Genomic DNA, 21,085 nt, shown 5'->3' on the forward strand with positions numbered 1-21,085 from the left:
ACGCTGGCCCGGCCCACAGGCCCGGTCCGATCTTCAGCGGTCGAACCGGTGTTCCATGAAGCGCTGGACCCGGTCGCGGTGGACGGCGGACCAGGCTTGGACCCGGACTGCCCACCATGGCGCGACGTCGCGGGGTTTGGCGGTGACGGCGTACGTGATGAGGTCGGACGCTTCGTCGACGGTCAGGCCGGGCATCCGGCCGAAGTCGGTCGGCGCGCTCATTCTGGTGTGGACCAGTGGCATGTAGACCGAGGTGGTGGTGACATCGTCACCGGCGATTTCGGCGGCGACGCTGTGCAGCCAGACGTCGAAGGCCGCTTTCGAGGCACCGTAGGCCGACCAGCGCGGACTCGGCGGCATGAGCACACCCCAGGTGGAGACGTTCACGATGTGCCCCTGCCTGCGTGCCCGCATATCGGGCAGCAGAGTCAGCAGCAGTCGCACCGGGCCGAGATAGTTGATGTCGATGGTGCGGGTGAAATCGCGGAAGCGGTCGTAGGACTCGGCGATGGGGCGCCGAATCGACTTTCCCGCGTTGCTGATCACCACATCGACGTGCCCGTACTCGGCCAGCAGCGTCCGGCCGAGCAGGTCGACGGCGTCCGGGTCGGTCAGGTCGGTCGGGTAGGCGTGGGCTGCGCCGCCGGCGGCCGTGATATCGGCGGCCAGCCGCTCCAATTCGGGCCGGGAACGCGCCACCAGCAGCACCACCGCCCCCGCCGCGGCCAGCTTCCGCGCACTGGCCTTGCCGATACCGTGCGAGGCTCCGGTCACCAGTACCACCTTGCCGGCGACGGCCTCCCGTAAGGACTCCTCGGTGGGCCGGAATGTCGGGTACAGCAGCCGGATCGCCACCCGTTCGGCGAGCGACCGCCGACGGTGTGCGACCGGAGTCTCGTCCACAGCTCTCGACTGTATCGCCGGACTGTTCCACTACCCGCCGGAACCGATGATCTGTTCGATATTGCGCTCGGCCAGCGCGCTGATCGTCAACGAAGGGTTCACCGTTCCGGTGCTACCGGGCACCGCCGCCCCGTCCATCACATAGAGGTTCCGGTAGCCACACACCCGGCCGTACTCGTCTGTCGCGCGTCCGATCACTGCGCCGCCCAAGGGATGGGCGGTGAACGACGCGTCCGCGTCCAGGCCCGATCGAGCAAACGGCTGACCGCTATCGATCATGGTGTCGTTGACTTCGCGTGCTCGCGCGAGATAACCGGCGGCGCCGTCGGGTGGCCACAGCAGGTCTACGCGCCCATCGGCCGGGTCGCAGACGAACCGGCCGCGGGTGTCGTCGAGCACGAGGCCCAGCGACCCGAGCAGGCCGATGTCGAGGGGCGTCGTGCCGGGGATGAACCAGCTCTCCAGCGCCACGGGTGCGTCCCCCTCGTCCAGAATCCGGCTCGCGGAGGGCGCGCCCTGCGTGCCCACGTCGAGCGTGGTGAGGGGCCGGGCCAGGGCGACGTCGCCATTGCTGCCCCAGCCATCGCCGATGTACTCGTTCAGGTTCGGCAGCGTGCCGGTCGCCTGCGCGCGCACCAACAGCTCGGAGGTGCCGAGGGACCCCGCGGCCAGGAACAGCATGTCGCAGGTCAGCGTCCGGCTGCGGAGCACCTCGCCGGTCGGAGCGAGTTTGGTCACGGCGACGGCATAGCGCCCCGGCGCTCCCGGCTCCTCGGCGATGGTGTCCACGCGATGGCCCGGGTAGATCCGGGCACGGCCGGTGTCCTCGGCACAACGCAGATAGTTCTGGTTCAGATCGAACTTCGCGCCGTTGGAATTGCCGAGGTTCGAACAGCCCACCGTCGCGGAGGCCATCGATCGCCCGGCCAGCTCGTCGCGGACGACGTCCCACCTCCAGGCGCCGTCGATGGGCTGCGGCGTATATCCGGCCGCGCGGACCTGTTCGTCCCAGGCGCGGGCGTGCGTGAACGCGCAGGAGTTGTAGATGTCGTCCGGTATCGGGCTGGGCCGCAACATCTTTCGGACCCTGGGGTAGTAGACGTCATGCATCTCCCGATAGTCGACAACACCGCCGAACACCTGATCGAAGAACCGCTGCTCGGGCTCGATCATCACCCCGGTGCACACGACCGAGCCACCGCCTACACACGCCGCGCGCCATACATCGATGCCCGGATAGCTGCGAACATCGAGGACCCCGCCGAACGGATCGACAGCCACCCGGATCCTGTTCGCCCCGGTGAAGGTGGTGCGATGCCAGAAGCCGCGGCCATCCGGAATCGTGTCGACGGCGAAGATGTTGCGCCACGGATCATTCGGCCAGCGCGATCCGCGCTCGAGCACTGCGACGTCGATCCCGGACTCCGCCAGGCGCAGCGCGGTGACCGACGCCCCGAACCCTGATCCGACGACGATCGCGGGTACATGATCGGCGGGATCCGGCAGGGGGGCGAAGATCTCCGGCACCAGTGTGCGATAGATCGGCGTCTTCGGGCTCTGGCCGAAATTATCGGCCCGCGCGACAGACGTGGCCGCGCCGACGCCCGCAAGGCCCAGCATCGCCGCAACCGCGCCGACACCCTTGACGAAACAGCGCCTGTCCATGGTGGGCCCCTCGCCTGATCCGAACGTCACTCCATCACCCCCAGCAGCTGCGACAGCCCATAGCGAATCACTATCATAGGGAGCGGTCAGGGGTGATGAGGTGACAAATGTTGACTCGCACATGGACTCGATGGCTGCTCATGCACGGCTTCCTGCGGACCTACCTCCGGTGGTCGGCGCGCCGGGGTGAGCCGCTGGGGAATCTCGCCCTCTATCCGGACGGCCTGCTCGGCTCATCGCCGTATATCGAGGAGATCCGGCGGCGGGGCCGAATTACCCGGATCTCGGGGGTGTACATCACCGCGGATTACGAGATCTGCCGGCTCATCCTCCGGGACCGGCGCTTCGGCGTGGTCTCGCCCAACCATCCAGCCCTGCCGAAGCCGATCCGCTGGATGCTGGCCAAGACGGATCCGGGCCTCCCCAACCTCGGGGAACCGCCCTCGATGCTGGTGACCGATCCGCCGGATCACACCCGGTACCGACGCGTGGTCGGGCACGCATTCGGCCCGAAGGCGATCGCGACGCTGGAGGAGCGAGTTGCCGAAGTGGCCGATGACCTGATCGACCGCTTGGAATCGAATCCTCGACCCGATCTGATCGGCGACTTCTCCGCGCAGATGCCCGTCACGATCATCGCCGAAATTCTCGGGCTGCCGCCCGACATGCATTCGACCCTGCTGAAATGGGGAGACTCGGGTGCCCCGCTGCTCGAACGAGGCCTGGCCTGGACCACCTACCGCGACGCCCTCAAAGACCTCGCGGAGGTCAAAGAGTATTTCGACCAGCACCTGGACAGGCTCACCGCCGAGCCACGAGATGACGTGCTCAGCATGCTGGTGACAACCGACGAATTCACCCGCCGCGAGCAGGTGGCCAATGCGGCCCTGCTACTGGACGCCGGATTCTTGACGACGGTGAACATGCTCGGCAACGGAATCGCCCTGCTGACAAGCCATCCGGACCAGCTGGAACTGCTGGCCGATCAGCCGGAGCTGTGGCGGAACGCAGTCGAGGAAATCCTGCGCTACGACGGTCCCGTGCGGATGACCGGCCGGGTCGCGAACTGTGACGTCGATATCGATCATCAGCGCATCAAATCGGGTTCCGTGGTCCTGCTGTCATTGGCCGGAGCCAACCACGATCCCAGGGTCTTCCCCAATCCCCAGCAATTCACTGTGACCAGGAACAACGCCGCGGAACATCTCGCGTTCGGCAGCGGGATACACGGCTGCCTGGGAGCCCGCCTCGCCCGGCTGGAAGGCGCCATCGCGCTACGAGCCCTTTTCGAGCGGTACCCGGATCTGCGCCTGGACGGCCCGCCGATCCCGCATCCCCTGCGAAACCTGCACGCCTACCGCTCCATGCCCGCCAAGGTATTCGCCGACTAGCCACCGCTGACCGGCACGATTCGATCGCCGGCCTTCCGCCGCTGCCGGCGGTTCGGGATGTGCGGCGGGGACCCCTCCACCGGGAATGTGGCTCAGGGGGTGAGGGTGATCTCCACCTTTGGTGGCTATTCGGCGCAAGCGCCGGGCCGGAAGATTCTTTTCCAAGCAGCGCGACAAATGTCCAGCAAATCTGTCGCACCTGGTACACGAATCGGAGCCCGGGAGTTCACGAATGCAGTCCACCTTCGTCACGCATATTCGCGGTCAGGCCGCTACTTATGGCGACACCCGGCGCTACACGTATCTCCGCGAGCAGGGCCGCGAATTGATCGAGCAGTCGGCGAGCTATCGCGAACTCGACCACGATGCCCGGGCGATGGCGGTCTGGCTGTCGCGACGCCCGGAGGCCGACCGGCCGGTGCTGCTGCTGTATCCCCCCGGACTCGAATTCCTGCGGGCCTTCCTCGGCTGCCTGTATGCGGGGGTGATCGCCGTACCTGCCCCGGTTCCGCACGATGCGCGCAGCATGCAGCGGGTTGCGGGGATATTCGCGGACACCGGGACCGGTTTGGTGCTGACGACCGGTGAATTCCGGGATCCGCTCACCTCCTGGGCCCGGGAGGCGGGCGTGCCGGTGTCGGTCGCCGCGACCGACACCGCCGAGCTCGGCGATCCGGAGGCCTGGGCGCTGCCCGAAATCGACGCTGACACAGTCGCATTCCTGCAGTACACCTCCGGCTCCACCAGTGAGCCCAAGGGTGTGGTGGTCACCCACCGCAATCTCGTGCACAACGCGGCCGCCACCAGCGCGGCCCTCGACGTCACCGATCTCGACACCACGGTCGGATGGCTGCCGCACTTCCACGACATGGGCTTGATCGGCATGCTGCTGCAGCCGATGTACGACGGCGCGAGCCTGGTCTTCATGTCGCCGATGACGTTCCTCGAGCGACCGGCGAGCCTGCTCGAGGCCATCCACCGCTACCGCGCCCGCATTACTGTCGCACCGAACTTCGCCTACGACCTGATCGCCCGGCGCGTGAGCGACGCGCAGCTGGCGGAGCTCGACCTGTCGTCGCTGCGGGTGGCCCTCGTCGGTGCCGAACCGATCCGGCCACGGACCCTCGAGACGGTGATCGAGCGGCTGGGCCCGGCGGGATTCGCCGCCGACGTCTTCGCCCCCGGGTACGGCATGGCCGAGGCGACGCTGATCGGGACCGTCCGCCGGCCCGGGCGTCCGCTCGAGTATCTGACGATCGATCCAGCCCAGCTCGAAGCCCACCGGCTGGTGTCGGCCGAGAACGGAACCCGGCTGGTCGGTAACGGGCCGGCGGTAGCGGGGATGGAGATCCGGATCGTGGATCCGCACACGCTGCTGGCGCTGCCCGATGGTCGGGTCGGCGAGATCTGGATCACCGGATACAGTGTGGCACAAGGCTATTGGAACCGACCGGAAGCCACTTGCGAGAAGTTCGGTGCCCATCTCGCCGGGCGAGGACCGTACCTGCGCACCGGCGACCTCGGCGCAATCCATGACGGCGAGCTCTTCGTGACCGGCCGGCTGAAGGACCTGATCATCGTCAACGGCCGCAATCTGTACCCCCACGACATCGAGGAAGCCGTCCGCGCGGAGCATCCGGCACTCGCCGACTCGCTGGGAGTCGCACTGGCCGTCGAAACCGGCCGGCAGGAGCGGTTGCTGGTGATCCAGGGCGTGCGGACCACCGCATTGGGCGAATCGACCCCCGCCGAGCTGGCAACCCGCATCCGCGCCACCGTGGCCGCGGTGTTCGAGCTGCCGGCGCCGAATGTGGTGCTGGTGGAGCACCGCAGCGTGCACCGCACGACCAGCGGCAAGGTGCAGCGAGGCTCCATGCGAGCGGCCTTCTTCGACAACACGATCGGCTCGGTGCTGCACGAGCAGATCGAACCGTCCGTCCAGCGGCTGCGCGCCCGCGCCCTGGCCGACCTCGGCTGATCCGGCACCGAAACCGAAACCGTAAGGGGATCACCACGATGCACACGCACACGGCTGCCGGTGCGGCAGCGACGATCATCGAGTGGCTGGTCGAGCGAGTCGCCGGCTATCTGGACCAGCCCGAGCACAGCGTCGACACCAGGCTGCCGCTGGCCGAGCTCGGCCTGGACTCCGTGTCCGCGGTGAGCCTGTGCGGAGAGGTCGAGGACGAGTGGGATCTCGAGCTCGACGCCACCGTCGTGTTCGACTATCCGACGATCGCCGAACTGGCCGGATACATCGCGAACGAGGCCGTCCTGCACCGTGAGTCCGCGGCATGAGCGGTCAAGGCTCGGAGGCGGCAGCGCAGCGTAACCACGCAGAGCCGCCGCGCATGCCCGATGGACACAGCATGAGCGATATCGCGATCGTCGGCCTCGACTGCCGGTTCCCGCAGGCGCCGAGTGCCGAAGCGTTGTGGGAGTTGCTGATGGCCGGCGCCGACGCCGTCACCGAGGTACCCGAGCAGCGCTGGCGGGCAGGCGAATTCCATGATCCGGCGGGCGGACCGGGATCGGTCAACAACCGCAGCGGCGGATTCCTTTCCGATGCCGACGCATTCGACCACGAGTTCTTCGGCATCGCTCCGCGCGAGGCGCGGGCGATGGATCCGCAGCAGCGGCTACTGCTGCAGGCCGCGTGGCGGGCGTTCGAGGACGCTACCCTCGACCCCCGCCGCCAGTCCGGGACCGATACCGGTGTCTTCGTCGGCGTCATGGCCAACGAGTGGGCGACCGTGCACATGCGCGACTACGCGGGTATCACGCCCCAAATGGGTTCGGGTAACGGCTATTTCATGACCGCGAATCGGATCTCCTATCAGCTGGACCTGAAGGGCCCGAGTCTGGCCATCGACACCGCTTGCTCGTCCTCGCTGGTCGCGGTGCACCAGGCGTGTGTCGCGCTGTCGGCGGGGGAATGCGGCCAGGCCCTCGCCGCCGGGGTGAATATCGCCGTCACACCCGCGCTCAGCGTCTTCTACACCCAGGCCGGCCTCTCGGCCCCGGACGGGCGGTGCAAGCCGTTCAGCGGCAAGGCCGACGGCATCGGCCGCGGCGAGGGTGTGGCGGTGGTGGTGCTGCGACGGCTCGCCGACGCCCTGGCCGAGGGTCTGCCGATCCACGCGGTGATCAAGGGCAGCGCGGTGAACAACGACGGGCGCAGCAACGGCATCACCGCGCCCAACCGCTGGGCACAGCAACAGGTGATCGCCGAGGCGTACCGGCGGGCCGGCGTGCCCGCGGAGCAGGTCGCCTTCGTCGAAGCGCACGGCACGGGAACGGTTCTCGGCGACATGATCGAGGCCAAGGCGCTGGGCGCGGTGCACGCGGTCGAGCGGGCGCAGCCCTGCGCGATCGGGTCGATCAAGGGCAACCTCGGCCACACCGAGGGCGCGGCCGGCATCGCGGGCCTGATCAAGGTGGCGCTCAGCCTGCGTCACCGCGTCGTCCCGCCCACCAGGTTCGCCGCCGACGAGAATCCGCGGCTGCGGCTGGCCCGCCACGGCCTGCGACTGCTGCACGAGCCGATGCCGTTGCCGGACGGCCCGATTCACGGCGCCGTCAGCAGCTTCGGTATAGGCGGGACCAATGCGCACATGCTGCTGGCCGGCGCTCCCGCGACCAGGATTCCACCGGCGACCGACGGCGGCGGCGTGCTCACCGTCTCCTCGAACGATCGGGATGGCCTGCGGCGCAATGCCGCCCGGCTCGCCGAGCACATCGACCACGATGCCGCCGCCCTGAGCCGACTGTGCTGGTCGAGCAATCTCGTGAAGTCCTCCGGTCGGCATCGGCTGGCTTTCGCGGTCGGCGAGCGGGCGGAGGCGGTGTCGGCGCTGCGGGCGTTCGCCTCGGGCACGGCGCCCGATTCCGGTGTCGCGCAGCCGTTGTCGATCGGCTGGCTGTTCACCGGTCAGGGCTCGCAGTATCCCGGTATGTCGCGCGCGCTGTACGAGCACAGTCACGCCTACCGGCGGGCGCTCGCGGAGGTGGACGCACAGCTGGCGCCGCGCCTGCACCGCTCGGTGGCCGAACTACTGCTCTGCGGAAGCGAACTCGTGCACCGGACCGAGTTCGCCCAGCCGGCGATCTTCGCGGTCGAGTACGCACTGGCCCGGGTGCTCACCGACCTCGGCATCGAGCCGGCGTGGCTGCTCGGCCACAGCGTCGGCGAATACGCGGTCGCCGCGGTCGCCGGAGTCTTCGACCTGGATGACGCGTGCCGGCTGATCTGCGCCCGCGGCCGGCTCATGCAGCAGCTGCCCGATGGTGGAACGATGCTCGCGGTCCGGGGCACGACCTCCGAGCTGGCCGAGCTGATCGCCCCCGAGCCCCGGGTCGCGGTGGCCGCGGTGAACGGCCCGCGGGAACTGGTGCTGTCCGGCGCCGCCGATGGCATCGGACGGATCGGCGCGGTGCTCGCCGACCTCGGGATCTCCGCCCGCCCGCTCACCATCTCGCACGGATTCCACTCGCCGCTGATGCAGCCGATGCTCGACGCCTTCGCCGAGGTGGCGGGCGAATGCCACTACCGCCACCCCGAAATCCCGATCTATTCGACCGTGCGCGGACGCCTGCTCGACGCCGACGAGCCGATGGACGCCGCCTACTGGGTGGAACACGTCGAGGCCACGGTGCGGTTCGCCGATGCCACGGCAGCCGCGGTGCGGGCCGAGCCCACCCACCTCGTGGAAGTCGGTCCCCGGCGCACGCTGGCCCCGCTGGTCGGCCGCGCTCACGCCGAGCTCGACCTGCCGATCCAGGTGCCCTGTCCCGGGCCGGATGCGACCGGGAACGAGCTCGCCTCGACGGTCGCGGCACTGTACCGCGACGGTCTGAACCCGGACTGGGACGTCCTCTACGAGCCCGCCGCCCGGGTGCGGCACCGCATCGGCGGCTACGAGTTCGCCACCACCCACCGCTTCTGGACCCAGGTCGACGCCCCCGCACCCAGCACCGAAACACCCACTCCGACAACAGGACACACCACGGAATCCACCATGGATCAGCTGATCGAGCTCTTCCGGGAGCAGGCCGCCGTCCTCGCGGCCGCGGCCCGGAACACATCGGCCACACCGGAAATGCGGACGCGGCCCATCACTGTGGAGCAGGGTCGCGACATTTCCGCGGCGGTCCGCGCCGAAGTCGCTCGGGTCAGCGGGTTTCCGGCAGACAAGGTGAGCACCATCCAAACCCTGGGCGACGACCTGGGATTCGACTCGATCATGATCGCGGATCTGTTCGGCGGCCTGGCAAGGAAGTTCCCGGGACTTGTCGTCGAACCGAATTGGTACACCCCCGCAACAACTCTCGGCGATGTGGTCGTACTCGTCGCGCGTCACCGCGGAGAGCAATACCTCCCCGAACCCGTCGCCGAACCACGACCGGCCGTCGAACCCCAGCATCGCATCGCGGATTTCCCCGAGGTCCAGGCGATCTCGGAGCGCATCGCGCTGGCCGAGTCCCTGGGCATGTCCAACCCCTACTTTCTCGTCAACGACGGGGTCACCCGGGACACGTCGGTGATCGAAGGCCGCCAGGTGCTGAACTTCTCCAGCTACAACTACCTCGGCCTGTCGGGACATCCCGCCGTCGTGTCGGCGGTCCAGGATGCGGTCGCGCGGTACGGCAGCTCGTGCTCGGCCAGCCGGCTGCTCTCCGGCGAGAAACCGATTCACGCCGAACTCGAGCGGGAACTCGCCGCCCTGCTGGGCACCGAGGATGCGCTCGCGATGGTCAGCGGCCACGCCACCAATGTGACGGTGATCGGGCACATCGTCGGGGAGGGCGACCTGATCGTGCACGACAGCCTGGCGCACGACAGTATTCTGCAGGGCTGCAAGCTCTCCGGCGCCACCCGGCGGCCGTTCCCGCACAACGACCACGACGCACTCGACCGAATGCTGACCGACATTCGGCATCAGTACCGCCGAGTGCTCATCGTGATCGAGGGCGTGTACAGCCAGGACGGTGACATCCCGGATCTACCCGCGCTCATCGCGGTGAAGAAGAAGCACCGCGCGCTGTTCATGATCGACGAGGCGCACAGCATCGGAGTGCTCGGCGCGACCGGCGCCGGCATCGGCGAGCATTTCGGCGTCGACCGTGCCGATGTGGAACTGTGGTCGGGCACCATGTCGAAGGCGCTCGCCGGGTGCGGTGGCTACGTGGCGGGCGGCCGCGAACTCATTCGTTTCCTCAAATACACCACCCCCGGATTCATATACAGCGTCGGCATCACCCCGCCCAACGCGGCGGCCTCGCTGGCGGCGATTGGGCAGCTGCGGGCCCGGCCCGTACTGCTCGAACAGCTACGGGCCCGGTCGGAGCTGTTCCTGAAATTGGCCAGGAATGCCGGCATGAACACCGGCGACAGTTTCGCCACGCCCGTGATCCCGTGCATCGTCGGTGATTCGATGAAGACGCTGGCATTGTCGAATGCGTTGCTGCGGCGCGGAATCAACGTCAATCCGATCCTGTATCCGGCCGTGCCCGAGAACCTGGCCCGGCTGCGGTTCTTCGTCACGGTGTGCCACACCGAGGAGCAGATCCGGCACACAGTGCGGGTGCTGGCGGAGGAACTGGCCGCGTTGCGATGACCCGCTACCTGATTCGGCCCGCCGACGAGCAGGGCCTGAGATTGTTCTGTTTCCACCACGCCGGCGGTGGCACCTCGCTATTCCACGGATGGCAGCGCGCGCTGCACCCGCACGCGACGGTCTGGCCGGTGCTGCTCCCCGGCCGCGAGCACCGTGCCGGGGAGGCCCGCTTCACCGACATCGAGGCACTGCTCGCGGAGCTCGACGACCAGCTGGACGGGTTCCTCACCGAACCGCACCTGTTCTTCGGGCACAGCATGGGCGCCCTCATCGCCTACCGATTGGCCTGCCGCCGCCATCACGGAGGGCGCACCTCTCCTCGGGCGCTGCTGCTGTCCGGGTGCGCCGCTCCCCCGCTGCCGATGACGTTGGCCCTGACCGACGCGCTCGACGACGCGACACTGATCCGGCTGCTCACCGACCTCGGCGGGCTGCCCGCGGAACTGCTCGAACTTCCTGCGCTACTGGGCGATCTGCTCGCGACGATCCGTGACGACCTGCGCCTCTGCGCGAGCGACCAGCGGGACGCCGAGCCACCGTTGCCGTGTCCGATCCACGTCTTCGGCGGCAACGCCGATCCGCTGGCCGGCGAACTCGATCTGGCCGCCTGGGTGGGGTGCACCACCGACCTGCACGAGGTGCGGATCCTTCCCGGCGATCACTTCTACCTCACCGAACAGAAGGAACTTCTGTTCCGGCACCTACGGCAACTGCTCCGCCGATACGCCCGATCCGAAGCGAGGCTGCCATGTTGAGACGCCTCGCCACCGCCACCGTCGCACACCCCCGGCTGGTCCTCGCCCTTACCACCGTCGTCCTGGTGCTCGCGGGCCTGATGGGGGCCGGGGTGTCCCAGCATCTGAAGGTCGGCGGATTCGACGATCCGCACTCGGAGTCCGCCCACGTCCAGGATGTCCTCGACACCCGGTTCGGCGGCTCCCCCGATCTGATCCTGCAGGTGACCGCGCGCGACGGCGATGTCGGCAGCCCCGAAGTGGCAGCGGCCGCACAGCGATTGACGCAGCAGATCGCTGCCGAACCGGACGTGGCGGTCGTGGGCTCGTACTGGTCCACCGGGACGCCGGAGCTGCGCAGCGCGGACGGTCGTTCCGGATTGGTGTTGCTGCACCCGAATGGCAGCCCGGAAGCGGCGGCCCGGATCACCCAGCGGATCGTCGACGAACTGCCCGCCCATGACCCCGTGATCGAAGTGCGAGCCGGCGGCAAGCTCGGCCTGACCAATGACATCGAGAGTCGAGTGCACCGCGATCTGGTCGTCTCCGAATCGATCGCACTGCCCGCGACTCTGCTCCTGCTGATCGTGGTGTTCGGCGGTGTGATGGCCGCGCTGCTGCCGCTGTCGGTGGGCGTCGTCTCGATCGTGTCCACCACCGGGGTGCTCTTCTGGCTGGCCCATGTCACCGAGGTCTCGGTGTATGCGCTGACCGTCGCCACCGCCTTCGGTCTCGGGCTCGCAATCGATTTCGGCCTGCTGACGGTGTCGAGATTCCGCGAGGAGCGACAACGCGGCCACGAGCCGGAACAGGCTGTCGTGGAAGCTGTCACGACGGCCGGGCGCACGATCCTGTTCAGCGCGGCCACCGTCACCGTCGCCATGGCCGGAATGCTGGTGTTTCCAACCTCTTTCCTGCGGTCGGTCGGTATCGCCGCGATCGTGGTGGTGCTGCTGGCCGCGCTGGCCGCGGTCATCGTGCTGCCGGCCCTGATGAGCCTGCTCGGGTCCCGCGTCGATGCCCTGGCATTGCGCCGCCGCCGGGATCGGCTCGCACAGCCGTCGCGATTCTGGCGGCGCACCGCGATAGCCGTCACGCGCCGGCCGCTGCGTGCCGCGCTGGGAGTCATGGCGCTGCTGCTCCTCATGGGAATCCCGTTCGCGCACGCACAGTTCGCGACCTCGGACGAGCGGGCGCTGCCCGCCGACTCCGCGGCCCGGCAGGTCACCACATCGATCCGCAACGACTATCCCGCGGACATGTCCGACGCCGTGACCGTGCTGTCCGATCACGACCCGCAAGCGCTCGAACCGCTCGCCCGGCAGATCTCGACCATGGACGGCGTCCTCCACGTCGATGGCGTCTTCGGCCGGTACGAGGGTGGAGCGCTGGTGACCGCACCCGGGCCGACTGCAACCCGATTCCTTTCTGGCACAACCAGATTCGAAGAGGTGCAGCCATCGACGGGCATCCAGAGCCCGGCTTCGCAGGCTTTGGTGCGCGCGATTCGCGCACTACCGGGGGACCATTCGGTGGGCGGGCCGACGGCGTCGCTGATCGACAGCCGCGCGGCCATCACCTCTCGGCTCGCACCGGCGCTGACGATCATGGCGGCCGCGACACTGGTGTTGCTGTTCCTGTTCACCGGGAGCATCGTGGTGCCCATCAAGGCGCTGGTACTGAACATCTTCATGCTCTCAGCCGTGCTGGGCGCCATGGTCTGGGTGTTCCAGGACGGTCACCTGGCCGGGCTGCTCGGCTTCACCCCGGCACCGCTCAACATTGCCATGGTGGTGCTGCTGTGCTGCATCGCATTCAGCCTCTCAGTGGACTACGAGATCTTTCTGCTCGGCCGCATCAAGGAGGCACACGACGCCGGCGCGGACACCACAGCCGCCACCATCGAGGGCCTCGGCCGCGTCGGCCGCATCGTCAGCAGCGCGGCAGCTCTGCTCACCGTGACACTGTTGTCGTTCGCGACCGGCCTGTCGTTCATGCAGATGTTCGGTATCGGCACCGCGCTGGCCGTCCTCGTCGACGCCACCTTGATCCGCGGCGTGCTGGTGCCGGCCTTCATGCGGATCGCCGGCGACCTGAACTGGTGGGCACCAAAACCGTTGCGCCGGCTGCACGCCCGCATCGGATTCAAGGAATCCTCGACGGCCCCGAGCCGACCGGTGCTGACAGCGGTGGTTGTCGAACCGATCGCCAGCGACCACAGACCGTCGAGCGCCGATACAGTGACAGGTTCGATCGCAGAACAACTGGCGGGATGATCGACCCTTCGCGCGGCACCCGGTTGGCAGAGGTCGTGCGGCCATATTCCTGACGAGCCGACTGCCACAAGGAAGTTCGATGGTCAGCGATCGTTCGGATCGTGATGTTCCGCGCGGCGAGGGACCGCGAAGAATCCCACGAAGACGACGGCGAGAATTCCTACACCCCACCACAGCGTGAGCCCGAACGTGCGGGAGAAGTTCTCGGCATTGGCCTTTTTGCCCGCGTCGCTGAGGATTTCGGTGACCGGATCGGGCCTTCCGGGCTGAGCGGATCGGCCCTGGATGGCCTGGCAGCTCGGCGGTGTCTCGGCGGGGTTGGTGGCGGCCGATCTGTCCTGCACGCACGCCCGGAAGTCGGGGATGATCTGTGTCTGCGCCTGTGTGTTCAGGCCGGCCGCGGCGAGTTCGGTGCGCACATGGGGTGCGACCACGTCGACGCTGCGGCCGGAACCGCTGTCGATCTGAGCGAAGAAGACCACGCCGGCGAGTGCGACCCCGAGGGCGATGCCGAGCTGCTGAGCCGTGTTCAGCAGACCGGACGCCGAACCGGCATCGTCCCTGGGGACCTCCGCCAGCACGAAGTCGATGGTCGGCGAGACGACCAGGCCGAAGCCCAGTCCCGAAATGGCCAGCGGCGCAATCATTTGCCACGAGGTGATCGCGGGACCGTAGTGCCACGCCGTCCAAACGTAGGCGGCGAAGCCCGCCGCATTGAGCAGTGCTCCCGCCATCAGCACTCGGCGCCCGTACCGCGGTACGAGCACCTCCACGGAAATGCCTGCCGCCGCCGCAGCGCCGACGGCGAACACGCCGGAGGTCAGACCGGCCCGCAGCGGCGACCAGCCGAGGCCGATCTGCATGTAGAGCGTCCAGACGAGGAAGAATCCACCGAGCGCGATCCAGAAGATCAACCAGAGCACGCTGCCGATCGAGAACGACCGCCGCCGAAACAGTCCGAGCACGATCAGCGGTGAACCGATCGTCCGAGCACGCCGGTTCTCGTAGAGGACGAGGACCGCGAGCATCGCGACCGCGCCCGCCATCATCGCGAAAGTCCATGCCGGCCACCCGTATCGGCGTCCCTCCGTGAGCGGGTACACCAGCATCGTTATCGCGGCGGTGGCGAGCGTGGCGCCGACGAGATCGAGCTTCGGAGCGGTCGCGGATTTCGATTCGCGAACCACGAACAGGGCCGCCGCGAAGGCTGCGATACCGACCGGGACGTTGACCAGAAAGATCGGCCGCCACTGGAGGCCGAACACATTCCAGTCGACGAGGACGCCACCGACGGTCGGCCCGACCACCGCCGCCGATCCGACCACGGCGCCGAAGATGCCGAACACCTTGCCGCGCTCCTCGCGGGGGAAGGTGACGTGGATGATCGCGAGGATCTGCGGCACCATCAGTCCCGCGGTTCCGCCTTGGAGAAACCGCGAGACGATGAGCATTCCCGGACTGACGGCGATGCCGCACAGCGCCGAGGCGATGGTGAACCCGGCAACGCCGGTCAGGAACAACCGGCGGCGGCCGTAGATATCGCCGAGCCTGCCACCGGTGATGAGGACCGCCGCGAACGCCAGCACGTATCCCGCGACGATCCATTCGAGTTGTGCATACTGCGCCCCGAGGTCGCGCTGGATGCTCGGCACCGCGACATTGACGATGGTGGCGTCCAGCAGGTCCATGAACCCCGCGACGAGGACCACGACGAGCGCGATCCAGCGTCTGCGGTCCGGCGGCGTGTGTGCCGAGTGGTCGCGCTCGGGTGAATCCGCTTCGTCGCGGTCGTGCTGCACGACGGCACCCTGCCTTCCTGCCGGGCTTTGCGGCATTGCCAGGTCGGTTACTTCCGTACGGTGGCGAGACTCATCAGGGACGGGTTGAAATGCCCCACCGGGCCCTTGCCGGCGGGCACGGCACGGCCGTGGGATGTCAGGTAGTCGACCAGCCCGGTCGCGGCACCGTTCCAGCCATGCGGCAGGAACCATTGCACCGCTTGGGTTTTGCCCTCGTTGTAGATGAGGCCGGCCCAGCGCGCGCCACCACCCTGGTCGTAGCTGTCGGGATCGGTGGAGGGAGTGGTCATTTCGGCGTAGACGCCGGAGTCGATCGTGGCCATTTCTTCGATGCCGAGCCAGCTGCCGGGGGCCGAGAGCGCGTTCAGGGTCTCGAACAGCTGATTCTGGGCGTCGGGGGTGAGGTAGATGACGAGGCCCTCGACCAGCCACGCCGTCGGTATCGACGGATCGAAGCCGTTGTCGCGCAGTGCGTTTGCCCAGTCGTCGCGAAGATCGACGGCGACTTCGTGGCGTTCGGCGGTGGTCTGCGCCCCGGTGCCGGCGAGCACGTCGCGTTTGAAATCGAGAACCTGCGAGCGGTCGAGTTCGTAGATGACCGTGCCGTCCGGCCAGGCCAGGCGGTAGGCGCGGGAGTCGAGACCGGCGGCGAGGATGACGACCTGACGCACTCCGGCGTCGGCGGCGGCGCGCAGATAGTCGTCGAAGTACCGGGTACGCGCGGCTTGGAAGTCCTGGAACAGCGGTCCGAAACCGGGGGCGCGCAGGGGATGGTTCTTCGTCTGTTCGGGATCGGCGGTGAACAACGCGGCCCATTCGTCGCCTGCGGCGCGGCAGAAGACTTCTGCGAACGGGTCGACGGCGAGGGCCTGTGGGTGCTGTGCCGCCAGGCCGCGTGCTGCCGCGACGAACAGCGCGGTGGCGCCGACGCTCGTCTTGATGTCCCAGGAGTCTGTGTCGTTGCGCATGATGATCACTTTTCTCCGGCCATTGCCGGGTTGGCGTTTCGGTGGGGATGGGGTGACCCGGTCAGCTCCGACCGGCGGTTCTCGAAGGTTGCGGCGGTCGTGGCCGCAACGATGGTGAACTTCGATGACCGTGCGGCGGTGAAACATTCACGCATCGGCCGGACGAGCGTGCGGTGTTCCGGCGTGGCTTCCCAGTCGTAGAAGTCCTGGAGATCCTGCCACTCGCTCGTGATCAGCCACTGCTCGGGGTCCTCCGCCGATCGGCAGACCTGGTCGGCGATGTGACCGGGAACGCCCTCGGCGACGAGGTGGCGGATCTGCTCGTAGGCGGCGAGGAAATCGTCTTGCCGTTCCAGTGGCACGGTGATCAGGAAGACGACCCGACCGGGCCCGAGGCGGGTGCGTCCGGTGCTCTCGTTGTCGTTCACTGTGAGACTCCTTCGGGTCGGCGCAGAATCAGCGCACTGTTGAAGCCGTCGTATCCGCGTGCGGCGACGGCGGCGACGTCGACGGCCGCTCGCTGCGGCGCGGCGATGAAATCGAGTTCGCACCCCGGGGCCGGGTTGGGCGACGCCCCGAACGCGGGCAGGGTCTGTTCCCGCATGGCCAGCACGGCCGTTGCGACGTCGAGCGCGGAGCTGCCGTGGACGGCTCTGCCCAACAGCCCTTTCTGACCGGTGACGGGTACCCCGTCGGGGAAGACGGTGCGGATCGCCTCGGCTTCGGCCCGGTCGGCAGCTGGCACGCCGACCGCGTCGGCGAACAGGACATCTGTCTGCTCTGGCGAGGTCTGCGCCCGGTCCAGTGCTCGATTCAGTGCAGCGGCAAGGTATTTCGAGGGCTGCTCGCCGGTCACGTCGCCCCGGGGGCGGGAGGTACGGCCGTCGTGGGTGGCGGCGTACCCGGCGACCTCGGCGTACACGTACGGTGCGCCGCGCCGCAGTGCGTGCTGCTCTTCTTCGACAACGAAGATGGCGCCGCCCTCACCGGGGACATATCCGGCGGCATCGGCGTCGAAAGGCAGATATCCGCGTGCCGGATCCTGCTGCCGGCTCAGCCATCCGCTGCACTGCATGCAGGTGAGCGCGTAGGGGCCGAGTGGCGCCTCGGTGCCGCCGGCCAGGACGACGTCGGCTCCGCGACCGATCATGCGAGCCGCGTAGCCGAGGCTGTCCAGGCCGCCCGCCGCTTCGGCGACGAGCACATTCGACGGCCCCTTCATCTGATGCAGAATCGAGGTCTGCCCAACGCTCGCCGCATAGAACCAGGCGACCGATTGATAGGTGCCGACAGTACGTTTGGGTCCGGACCACAGCCGCTGCAGCTCCCGCTGTCCGAATTCGTTGCCGCCCGACGAGCTCGCCAAGGCGACCGACATCCGGAACGGATCCAGCCCGGCGGGATCGAGCTCCGCATCCGACAGGGCCTGCGCTGTCGCCGCCAGCGACATCCACGTCCACCGATCGGTCTGCACGATCAGACGGCGGTCCAGGTACTCCTCCGGCACGAAGTCGCGGACCTCGCCGGCCAGTGTGGTCGAATACGCGGAGGCGTCGAAGTGAGTGATCGGTGCGATCCGATTCTCGCCTGCCACAACGGTTTTCCAGTGTTCACTCGCCGAGTTGCCGCTCGGGGCGATCACACCGATCCCGGTGATTACTGCACGACGGTTCATCGCAACTCCTCCGGACGGGTGAAGACCATCGCGGACTGGAAACCACCGAACCCACTGCCCACCGACAACGCCGCATCGACGGTGACGTCGCGGGCCGTGTTCGGGACATAGTCCAGATCGCACTCCGGGTCTCGGGTACTCCAGTTCGCGGTCGGCGGGATCACCCCGGTATCCATCGCCAACGCGCAGGCCGCCAGCTCGATGGAACCGATCGCGCCGAGCGAGTGCCCGACCATCGACTTGATCGAGCTGATCGGAATCTCGTACGCGGCGGCACCGAGCGCCTTCTTGTAAGCGGCCGTCTCATGACGGTCGTTCTGCCTCGTGCCCGAGCCGTGGGCACTGATGTAGCCGAGCGCGCCGGGATCGAGCCGGGCCCGGTCCATCGCATCCGAGATGGCCATGCTCATCTCCAGCCCGTCCGGGCGGAGTCCGGTCATGTGGTAGCCGTTGCAGCGCGAGGCGTATCCACCTATCTCGCAATAGATGTGGGCGCCTCGAGCCAGGGCGTGGTCGAGCTTCTCCAACATGAGCACGGCCGCACCTTCCCCGAGCACGAAACCGGCCCGCGTCAGATCGAAGGGCCGCGAGGCGTGCGCGGGATCGTCGTTGTCATCGGTGGTCGCCCGGATCGCGTCGAACGCCGCGACGGAGATCGGTGAGATCGGTGCTTCCGAGGCGCCCGCGAGGACGAAATCGGCGTCACCGTCCTCGATCATGTGCAGCGCGTGACCGATCGAGTCGATCCCGGATGTGCAGCCCGTCGAGACAACCCTTGCCGGACCGTGCAATTCGAAGTAGGCCGACACCTCGGCGGCCATGCTGCTGGGGACGAGGGCCTGATACAGGTAGGGCTGTACGGAGCCCTCGTCGACCAGCCAATCCCGGCCACCGTCACTGGCGACCACGTAGTCGTTCTCCAGGGTGATGGTCGCGCCGACCGCGGAGCCGAGCGACACCCCGAACATGTCGCGCGCGGCGTCGGACAGCTCCAGACCGCTGTCCTCGAACGCCTCGCGGGCGGCCACGAGAGCGAACTGGGTCATCCGATCGAAGCGGCGCACCTGCCGGGGCGACAACCCGGATGCCTGCGGATCGAAATCGCATTCCGCCGCCACCTGGGAGCGGAACCCGGTCGGATCGAAGGAACTGATCCGGCGGGTCGCGGTTCGCCCGGACGACAGACAGTCCCAGAACGACCGGCGTCCGATCCCGCCCGGAGCGACGACGCCAACCCCCGTGACCGCGACCCGGGTCATCGCGCTCTCTCCGCGGCGCCGGGCGCAGCCGCCGACAGTTCCGTGTCCACGTGACCGAGTTCGGGTCGCGGGGCGAGCGGTCCGAGATGGAAGACGATGTTCGCGGTCTCGGTCCCGGTATTGCGCAACCGGTGCCGGACACCGATCGGTACGAACAGTCCCTGCCCCGTTGCCAGCGACCACTCCTCATCGTCGAGGTCGACGGTGATGTCGCCCTGAACGCAATACAGGAACTCCTCCGAATACGGGTGGTAGTGCTCGGCGATGCGCTCACCCGGTTCCAGAGTGGCGACGCCGGTGAATCCGGACGTGCTACCAACGGTTTTCGGGCTCAGCACGGTCCTGATCTCGCCGCCGCGGCGGCGGTCGGCGGGCAGGTCGGAAACATCGACGCGGCCCGCTCGGATGCTCGGCGTGGCGGTCGTCTCGGCCGCGGCGGCGTGGCGCTGTTCGACCTTCTCCTTGATGAGCTGCATCTGGATCACGCTGTTGGTGTTGATGCGGTCGGTCATGCCGGCGTCGTCGAGCGGTGCGCCCGGTCGCATGTGAAAGTCCTGGACCCAGGTCATTCGGGTGCCCGATCCGGACTCGGCATAGTGCCAGTGGATGCGCATGTACTCGAACGGTCCGGTCTCCACCCGATGGGCGTCGACGGTCCGGTTGACGGGATCGACGGTGCGCTCGCTGACCCAGCTCCACACTCGCCCCGCCTCGTCCGGATGCATCGTGAGCCGGAATCGGACGGTGTGGTCGTGCTCGGCGAGAACATCGACGGCGGCGTATTCGGAGAACAGATCCGGCCAGGACCGCACGTTGTTGGTCGAATCCCACACCACTTCGAGGGGCGTGTCGATGAGGATCGTGTTTTCTGTGTGCCCGGACATCACGCGACCTCCTCGACAATTGCGAGCTCGACGTACCGAACCACTTCACCACCGGTCATCTCGAGGAGCTCAGCCGGCAACCTGACGTCGAAGTCGCGTTCCACAACGCCCTGAATCTCGAAGACCGCCAGTGAATCCACGCCGAGTTCTTCCATTGTCAGCGTCTCTGCCTTCTGCAACTCGTGCGGGCTGATGTCGACCCCGACGTGCTCGTCCAGGATCGCGCGCAGGGTTTCGATGGTGAATGCGTCGGACATTTATTTCTCTGCCTTCCATTGTGTGTCGGTACCCGAAGACGATCGGTTCGGGATTTCCAGCGTCGGACCGGCCTGCGGCGTCCACTGGTAGAACATGCGAGCGCGAGCATCCGCCGGGGATTCCCAGTTCGCGAGGTAGGGCGAAATGAATTCACCCAGACGGGAACTCACGCGGGCGAACTCCGGATGCTGCTGAGCTGCACCGATGGCGGTGGCACCGGGTTGCTCGGTCTCCAGCAGGTGCACATACAGGTCGCCCAGGGCGTAGAGCTCGCGCCGGGTGACGCCTGCGAGCATCGGCAAATCCGTCGCGTCGGATTCGGCGAAGATCTCGGCTACGCGGGTAACAGCGTCCGGAACTATTCGAGCGACGATCAGCGAACGATGTTGAATTACCATCGGCCTTCTCCTACTTGAACTTTCAGGGGAACGTGGATCCCGATACAGGTCTTTTCCTGGTACGACGAATCTACGAGTTGAGACCGGTCGGTATCCATCACCCTCGAGGCACTCCGGCTCGTCCCCAGGGTGCAGATGATCAACACCTAAGGTGGCGTCCAACGGTGGGACACTTTTTGATGACTCTCTCGGTGCCGTTGCGCGGCACACCGTCGAAGCGGTGTTAACAATGAATGCCGACGACGCGATTCGCCGACA

At 67.5% G+C, this 21,085-nt stretch carries 16 protein-coding genes; 6 read left to right on the forward strand and 10 right to left on the reverse strand.

Annotated elements, in window-relative coordinates; translation table 11 throughout:
* Nucleotides 1-33 precede the first annotated feature (33 nt).
* On the reverse strand, nucleotides 34-903 hold the full coding sequence (locus ACIRRA_RS35675) for an SDR family NAD(P)-dependent oxidoreductase (RefSeq protein ID WP_402777380.1): 870 nt from the start codon (nucleotides 901-903) through the stop codon (nucleotides 34-36).
* A gap of 30 nt (nucleotides 904-933) precedes the next feature.
* Nucleotides 934-2,568 carry a GMC oxidoreductase gene (locus ACIRRA_RS35680; protein ID WP_402777429.1) on the reverse strand — a complete coding sequence of 545 codons (1,635 nt, stop codon included), beginning with the start codon at nucleotides 2,566-2,568 and terminating at the stop codon, nucleotides 934-936.
* 107 nt (nucleotides 2,569-2,675) lie between these two features.
* Here ACIRRA_RS35680 and ACIRRA_RS35685 point away from each other — a divergent pair, with 107 nt between their 5' ends.
* From ACIRRA_RS35685 to ACIRRA_RS35710, 6 genes are all read left to right on the forward strand, one after another.
* Complete coding sequence (locus ACIRRA_RS35685) at nucleotides 2,676-3,959, forward strand: cytochrome P450 (protein ID WP_402777383.1); 1,284 nt, start codon at nucleotides 2,676-2,678, stop codon at nucleotides 3,957-3,959.
* Between the two features lie 232 nt (nucleotides 3,960-4,191).
* Nucleotides 4,192-5,937, forward strand: a complete 1,746-nt coding sequence (locus ACIRRA_RS35690; RefSeq protein WP_402777386.1) for a fatty acyl-AMP ligase — start codon at nucleotides 4,192-4,194, stop codon at nucleotides 5,935-5,937.
* A gap of 38 nt (nucleotides 5,938-5,975) precedes the next feature.
* A complete protein-coding gene (locus tag ACIRRA_RS35695; protein ID WP_402777389.1) occupies nucleotides 5,976-6,257 on the forward strand; it encodes an acyl carrier protein in 282 nt (93 codons plus the stop codon).
* A gap of 71 nt (nucleotides 6,258-6,328) precedes the next feature.
* Nucleotides 6,329-10,576 carry a type I polyketide synthase gene (locus tag ACIRRA_RS35700; RefSeq protein ID WP_402777392.1) on the forward strand — a complete coding sequence of 1,416 codons (4,248 nt, stop codon included), beginning with the start codon at nucleotides 6,329-6,331 and terminating at the stop codon, nucleotides 10,574-10,576.
* Nucleotides 10,573-11,331, forward strand: coding sequence for a thioesterase II family protein (locus ACIRRA_RS35705; protein ID WP_402777395.1), 759 nt, complete (start codon nucleotides 10,573-10,575; stop codon nucleotides 11,329-11,331). The genes ACIRRA_RS35700 and ACIRRA_RS35705 overlap by 4 nt, the downstream gene beginning before the upstream one ends.
* Nucleotides 11,325-13,586: an MMPL family transporter gene (locus ACIRRA_RS35710; RefSeq protein WP_402777398.1), complete on the forward strand. Its 2,262-nt coding sequence runs from the start codon at nucleotides 11,325-11,327 to the stop codon at nucleotides 13,584-13,586. The genes ACIRRA_RS35705 and ACIRRA_RS35710 overlap by 7 nt, the downstream gene beginning before the upstream one ends.
* Nucleotides 13,587-13,669: 83 nt before the next feature.
* Here the strand turns inward: ACIRRA_RS35710 and ACIRRA_RS35715 are convergent, their stop codons facing one another.
* The 8 genes from ACIRRA_RS35715 to ACIRRA_RS35750 are packed head-to-tail and all read right to left on the reverse strand — an operon-like array spanning nucleotide 13,670 to nucleotide 20,827.
* A complete protein-coding gene (locus ACIRRA_RS35715; protein ID WP_402777401.1) occupies nucleotides 13,670-15,385 on the reverse strand; it encodes an MFS transporter in 1,716 nt (571 codons plus the stop codon).
* Between the two features lie 47 nt (nucleotides 15,386-15,432).
* The gene (locus ACIRRA_RS35720) at nucleotides 15,433-16,353 is read right to left on the reverse strand and encodes a class I SAM-dependent methyltransferase (RefSeq protein WP_402777404.1); all 921 of its coding nucleotides are present in this window, start codon (nucleotides 16,351-16,353) and stop codon (nucleotides 15,433-15,435) included.
* A 5-nt stretch (nucleotides 16,354-16,358) separates the two neighbouring features.
* Entirely contained in the window at nucleotides 16,359-16,781 is a 423-nt protein-coding gene (locus tag ACIRRA_RS35725) for an antibiotic biosynthesis monooxygenase family protein (protein ID WP_402777407.1), read from the reverse strand.
* Entirely contained in the window at nucleotides 16,778-18,028 is a 1,251-nt protein-coding gene (locus tag ACIRRA_RS35730; RefSeq protein ID WP_402777410.1) for a beta-ketoacyl synthase N-terminal-like domain-containing protein, read from the reverse strand. The genes ACIRRA_RS35725 and ACIRRA_RS35730 overlap by 4 nt, the downstream gene beginning before the upstream one ends.
* Nucleotides 18,025-19,287, reverse strand: a complete 1,263-nt coding sequence (locus tag ACIRRA_RS35735) for a beta-ketoacyl-[acyl-carrier-protein] synthase family protein (RefSeq protein ID WP_402777413.1) — start codon at nucleotides 19,285-19,287, stop codon at nucleotides 18,025-18,027. Before ACIRRA_RS35735 ends, ACIRRA_RS35730 begins: the two co-directional genes overlap by 4 nt.
* Entirely contained in the window at nucleotides 19,284-20,171 is an 888-nt protein-coding gene (locus ACIRRA_RS35740) for a cupin domain-containing protein (RefSeq protein ID WP_402777416.1), read from the reverse strand. The genes ACIRRA_RS35735 and ACIRRA_RS35740 overlap by 4 nt, the downstream gene beginning before the upstream one ends.
* Nucleotides 20,171-20,428, reverse strand: a complete 258-nt coding sequence (locus tag ACIRRA_RS35745; RefSeq protein WP_402777419.1) for an acyl carrier protein — start codon at nucleotides 20,426-20,428, stop codon at nucleotides 20,171-20,173. Before ACIRRA_RS35745 ends, ACIRRA_RS35740 begins: the two co-directional genes overlap by 1 nt.
* Nucleotides 20,429-20,827, reverse strand: a complete 399-nt coding sequence (locus ACIRRA_RS35750; RefSeq protein ID WP_402777422.1) for a TcmI family type II polyketide cyclase — start codon at nucleotides 20,825-20,827, stop codon at nucleotides 20,429-20,431.
* Nucleotides 20,828-21,085: the final 258 nt, after the last annotated feature.

The organism is Nocardia sp. NPDC101769, assembly GCF_044766925.1.
In the GTDB taxonomy this organism is placed as follows: Bacteria; Actinomycetota; Actinomycetes; order Mycobacteriales; family Mycobacteriaceae; genus Nocardia.

Excerpts from the sequence above, each read along its gene's own strand:
- ACIRRA_RS35750 (WP_402777422.1), bottom strand. The coding sequence starts at position 20,827 with ATGGTAATTCAACATCGTTCGCTGATCGTCGCTCGAATAGTTCCGGAC.
- ACIRRA_RS35730 (WP_402777410.1), bottom strand. The coding sequence starts at position 18,028 with ATGAACCGTCGTGCAGTAATCACCGGGATCGGTGTGATCGCCCCGAGC.
- ACIRRA_RS35695 (WP_402777389.1), top strand. The coding sequence starts at position 5,976 with ATGCACACGCACACGGCTGCCGGTGCGGCAGCGACGATCATCGAGTGG.
- ACIRRA_RS35740 (WP_402777416.1), bottom strand. The coding sequence starts at position 20,171 with ATGTCCGGGCACACAGAAAACACGATCCTCATCGACACGCCCCTCGAA.
- ACIRRA_RS35720 (WP_402777404.1), bottom strand. The coding sequence starts at position 16,353 with ATGCGCAACGACACAGACTCCTGGGACATCAAGACGAGCGTCGGCGCC.
- ACIRRA_RS35690 (WP_402777386.1), top strand. The coding sequence starts at position 4,192 with ATGCAGTCCACCTTCGTCACGCATATTCGCGGTCAGGCCGCTACTTAT.
- ACIRRA_RS35710 (WP_402777398.1), top strand. The coding sequence starts at position 11,325 with ATGTTGAGACGCCTCGCCACCGCCACCGTCGCACACCCCCGGCTGGTC.
- ACIRRA_RS35685 (WP_402777383.1), top strand. The coding sequence starts at position 2,676 with ATGTTGACTCGCACATGGACTCGATGGCTGCTCATGCACGGCTTCCTG.
- ACIRRA_RS35700 (WP_402777392.1), top strand. The coding sequence starts at position 6,329 with ATGAGCGATATCGCGATCGTCGGCCTCGACTGCCGGTTCCCGCAGGCG.
- ACIRRA_RS35745 (WP_402777419.1), bottom strand. The coding sequence starts at position 20,428 with ATGTCCGACGCATTCACCATCGAAACCCTGCGCGCGATCCTGGACGAG.
- ACIRRA_RS35705 (WP_402777395.1), top strand. The coding sequence starts at position 10,573 with ATGACCCGCTACCTGATTCGGCCCGCCGACGAGCAGGGCCTGAGATTG.
- ACIRRA_RS35735 (WP_402777413.1), bottom strand. The coding sequence starts at position 19,287 with ATGACCCGGGTCGCGGTCACGGGGGTTGGCGTCGTCGCTCCGGGCGGG.
- ACIRRA_RS35680 (WP_402777429.1), bottom strand. The coding sequence starts at position 2,568 with ATGGACAGGCGCTGTTTCGTCAAGGGTGTCGGCGCGGTTGCGGCGATG.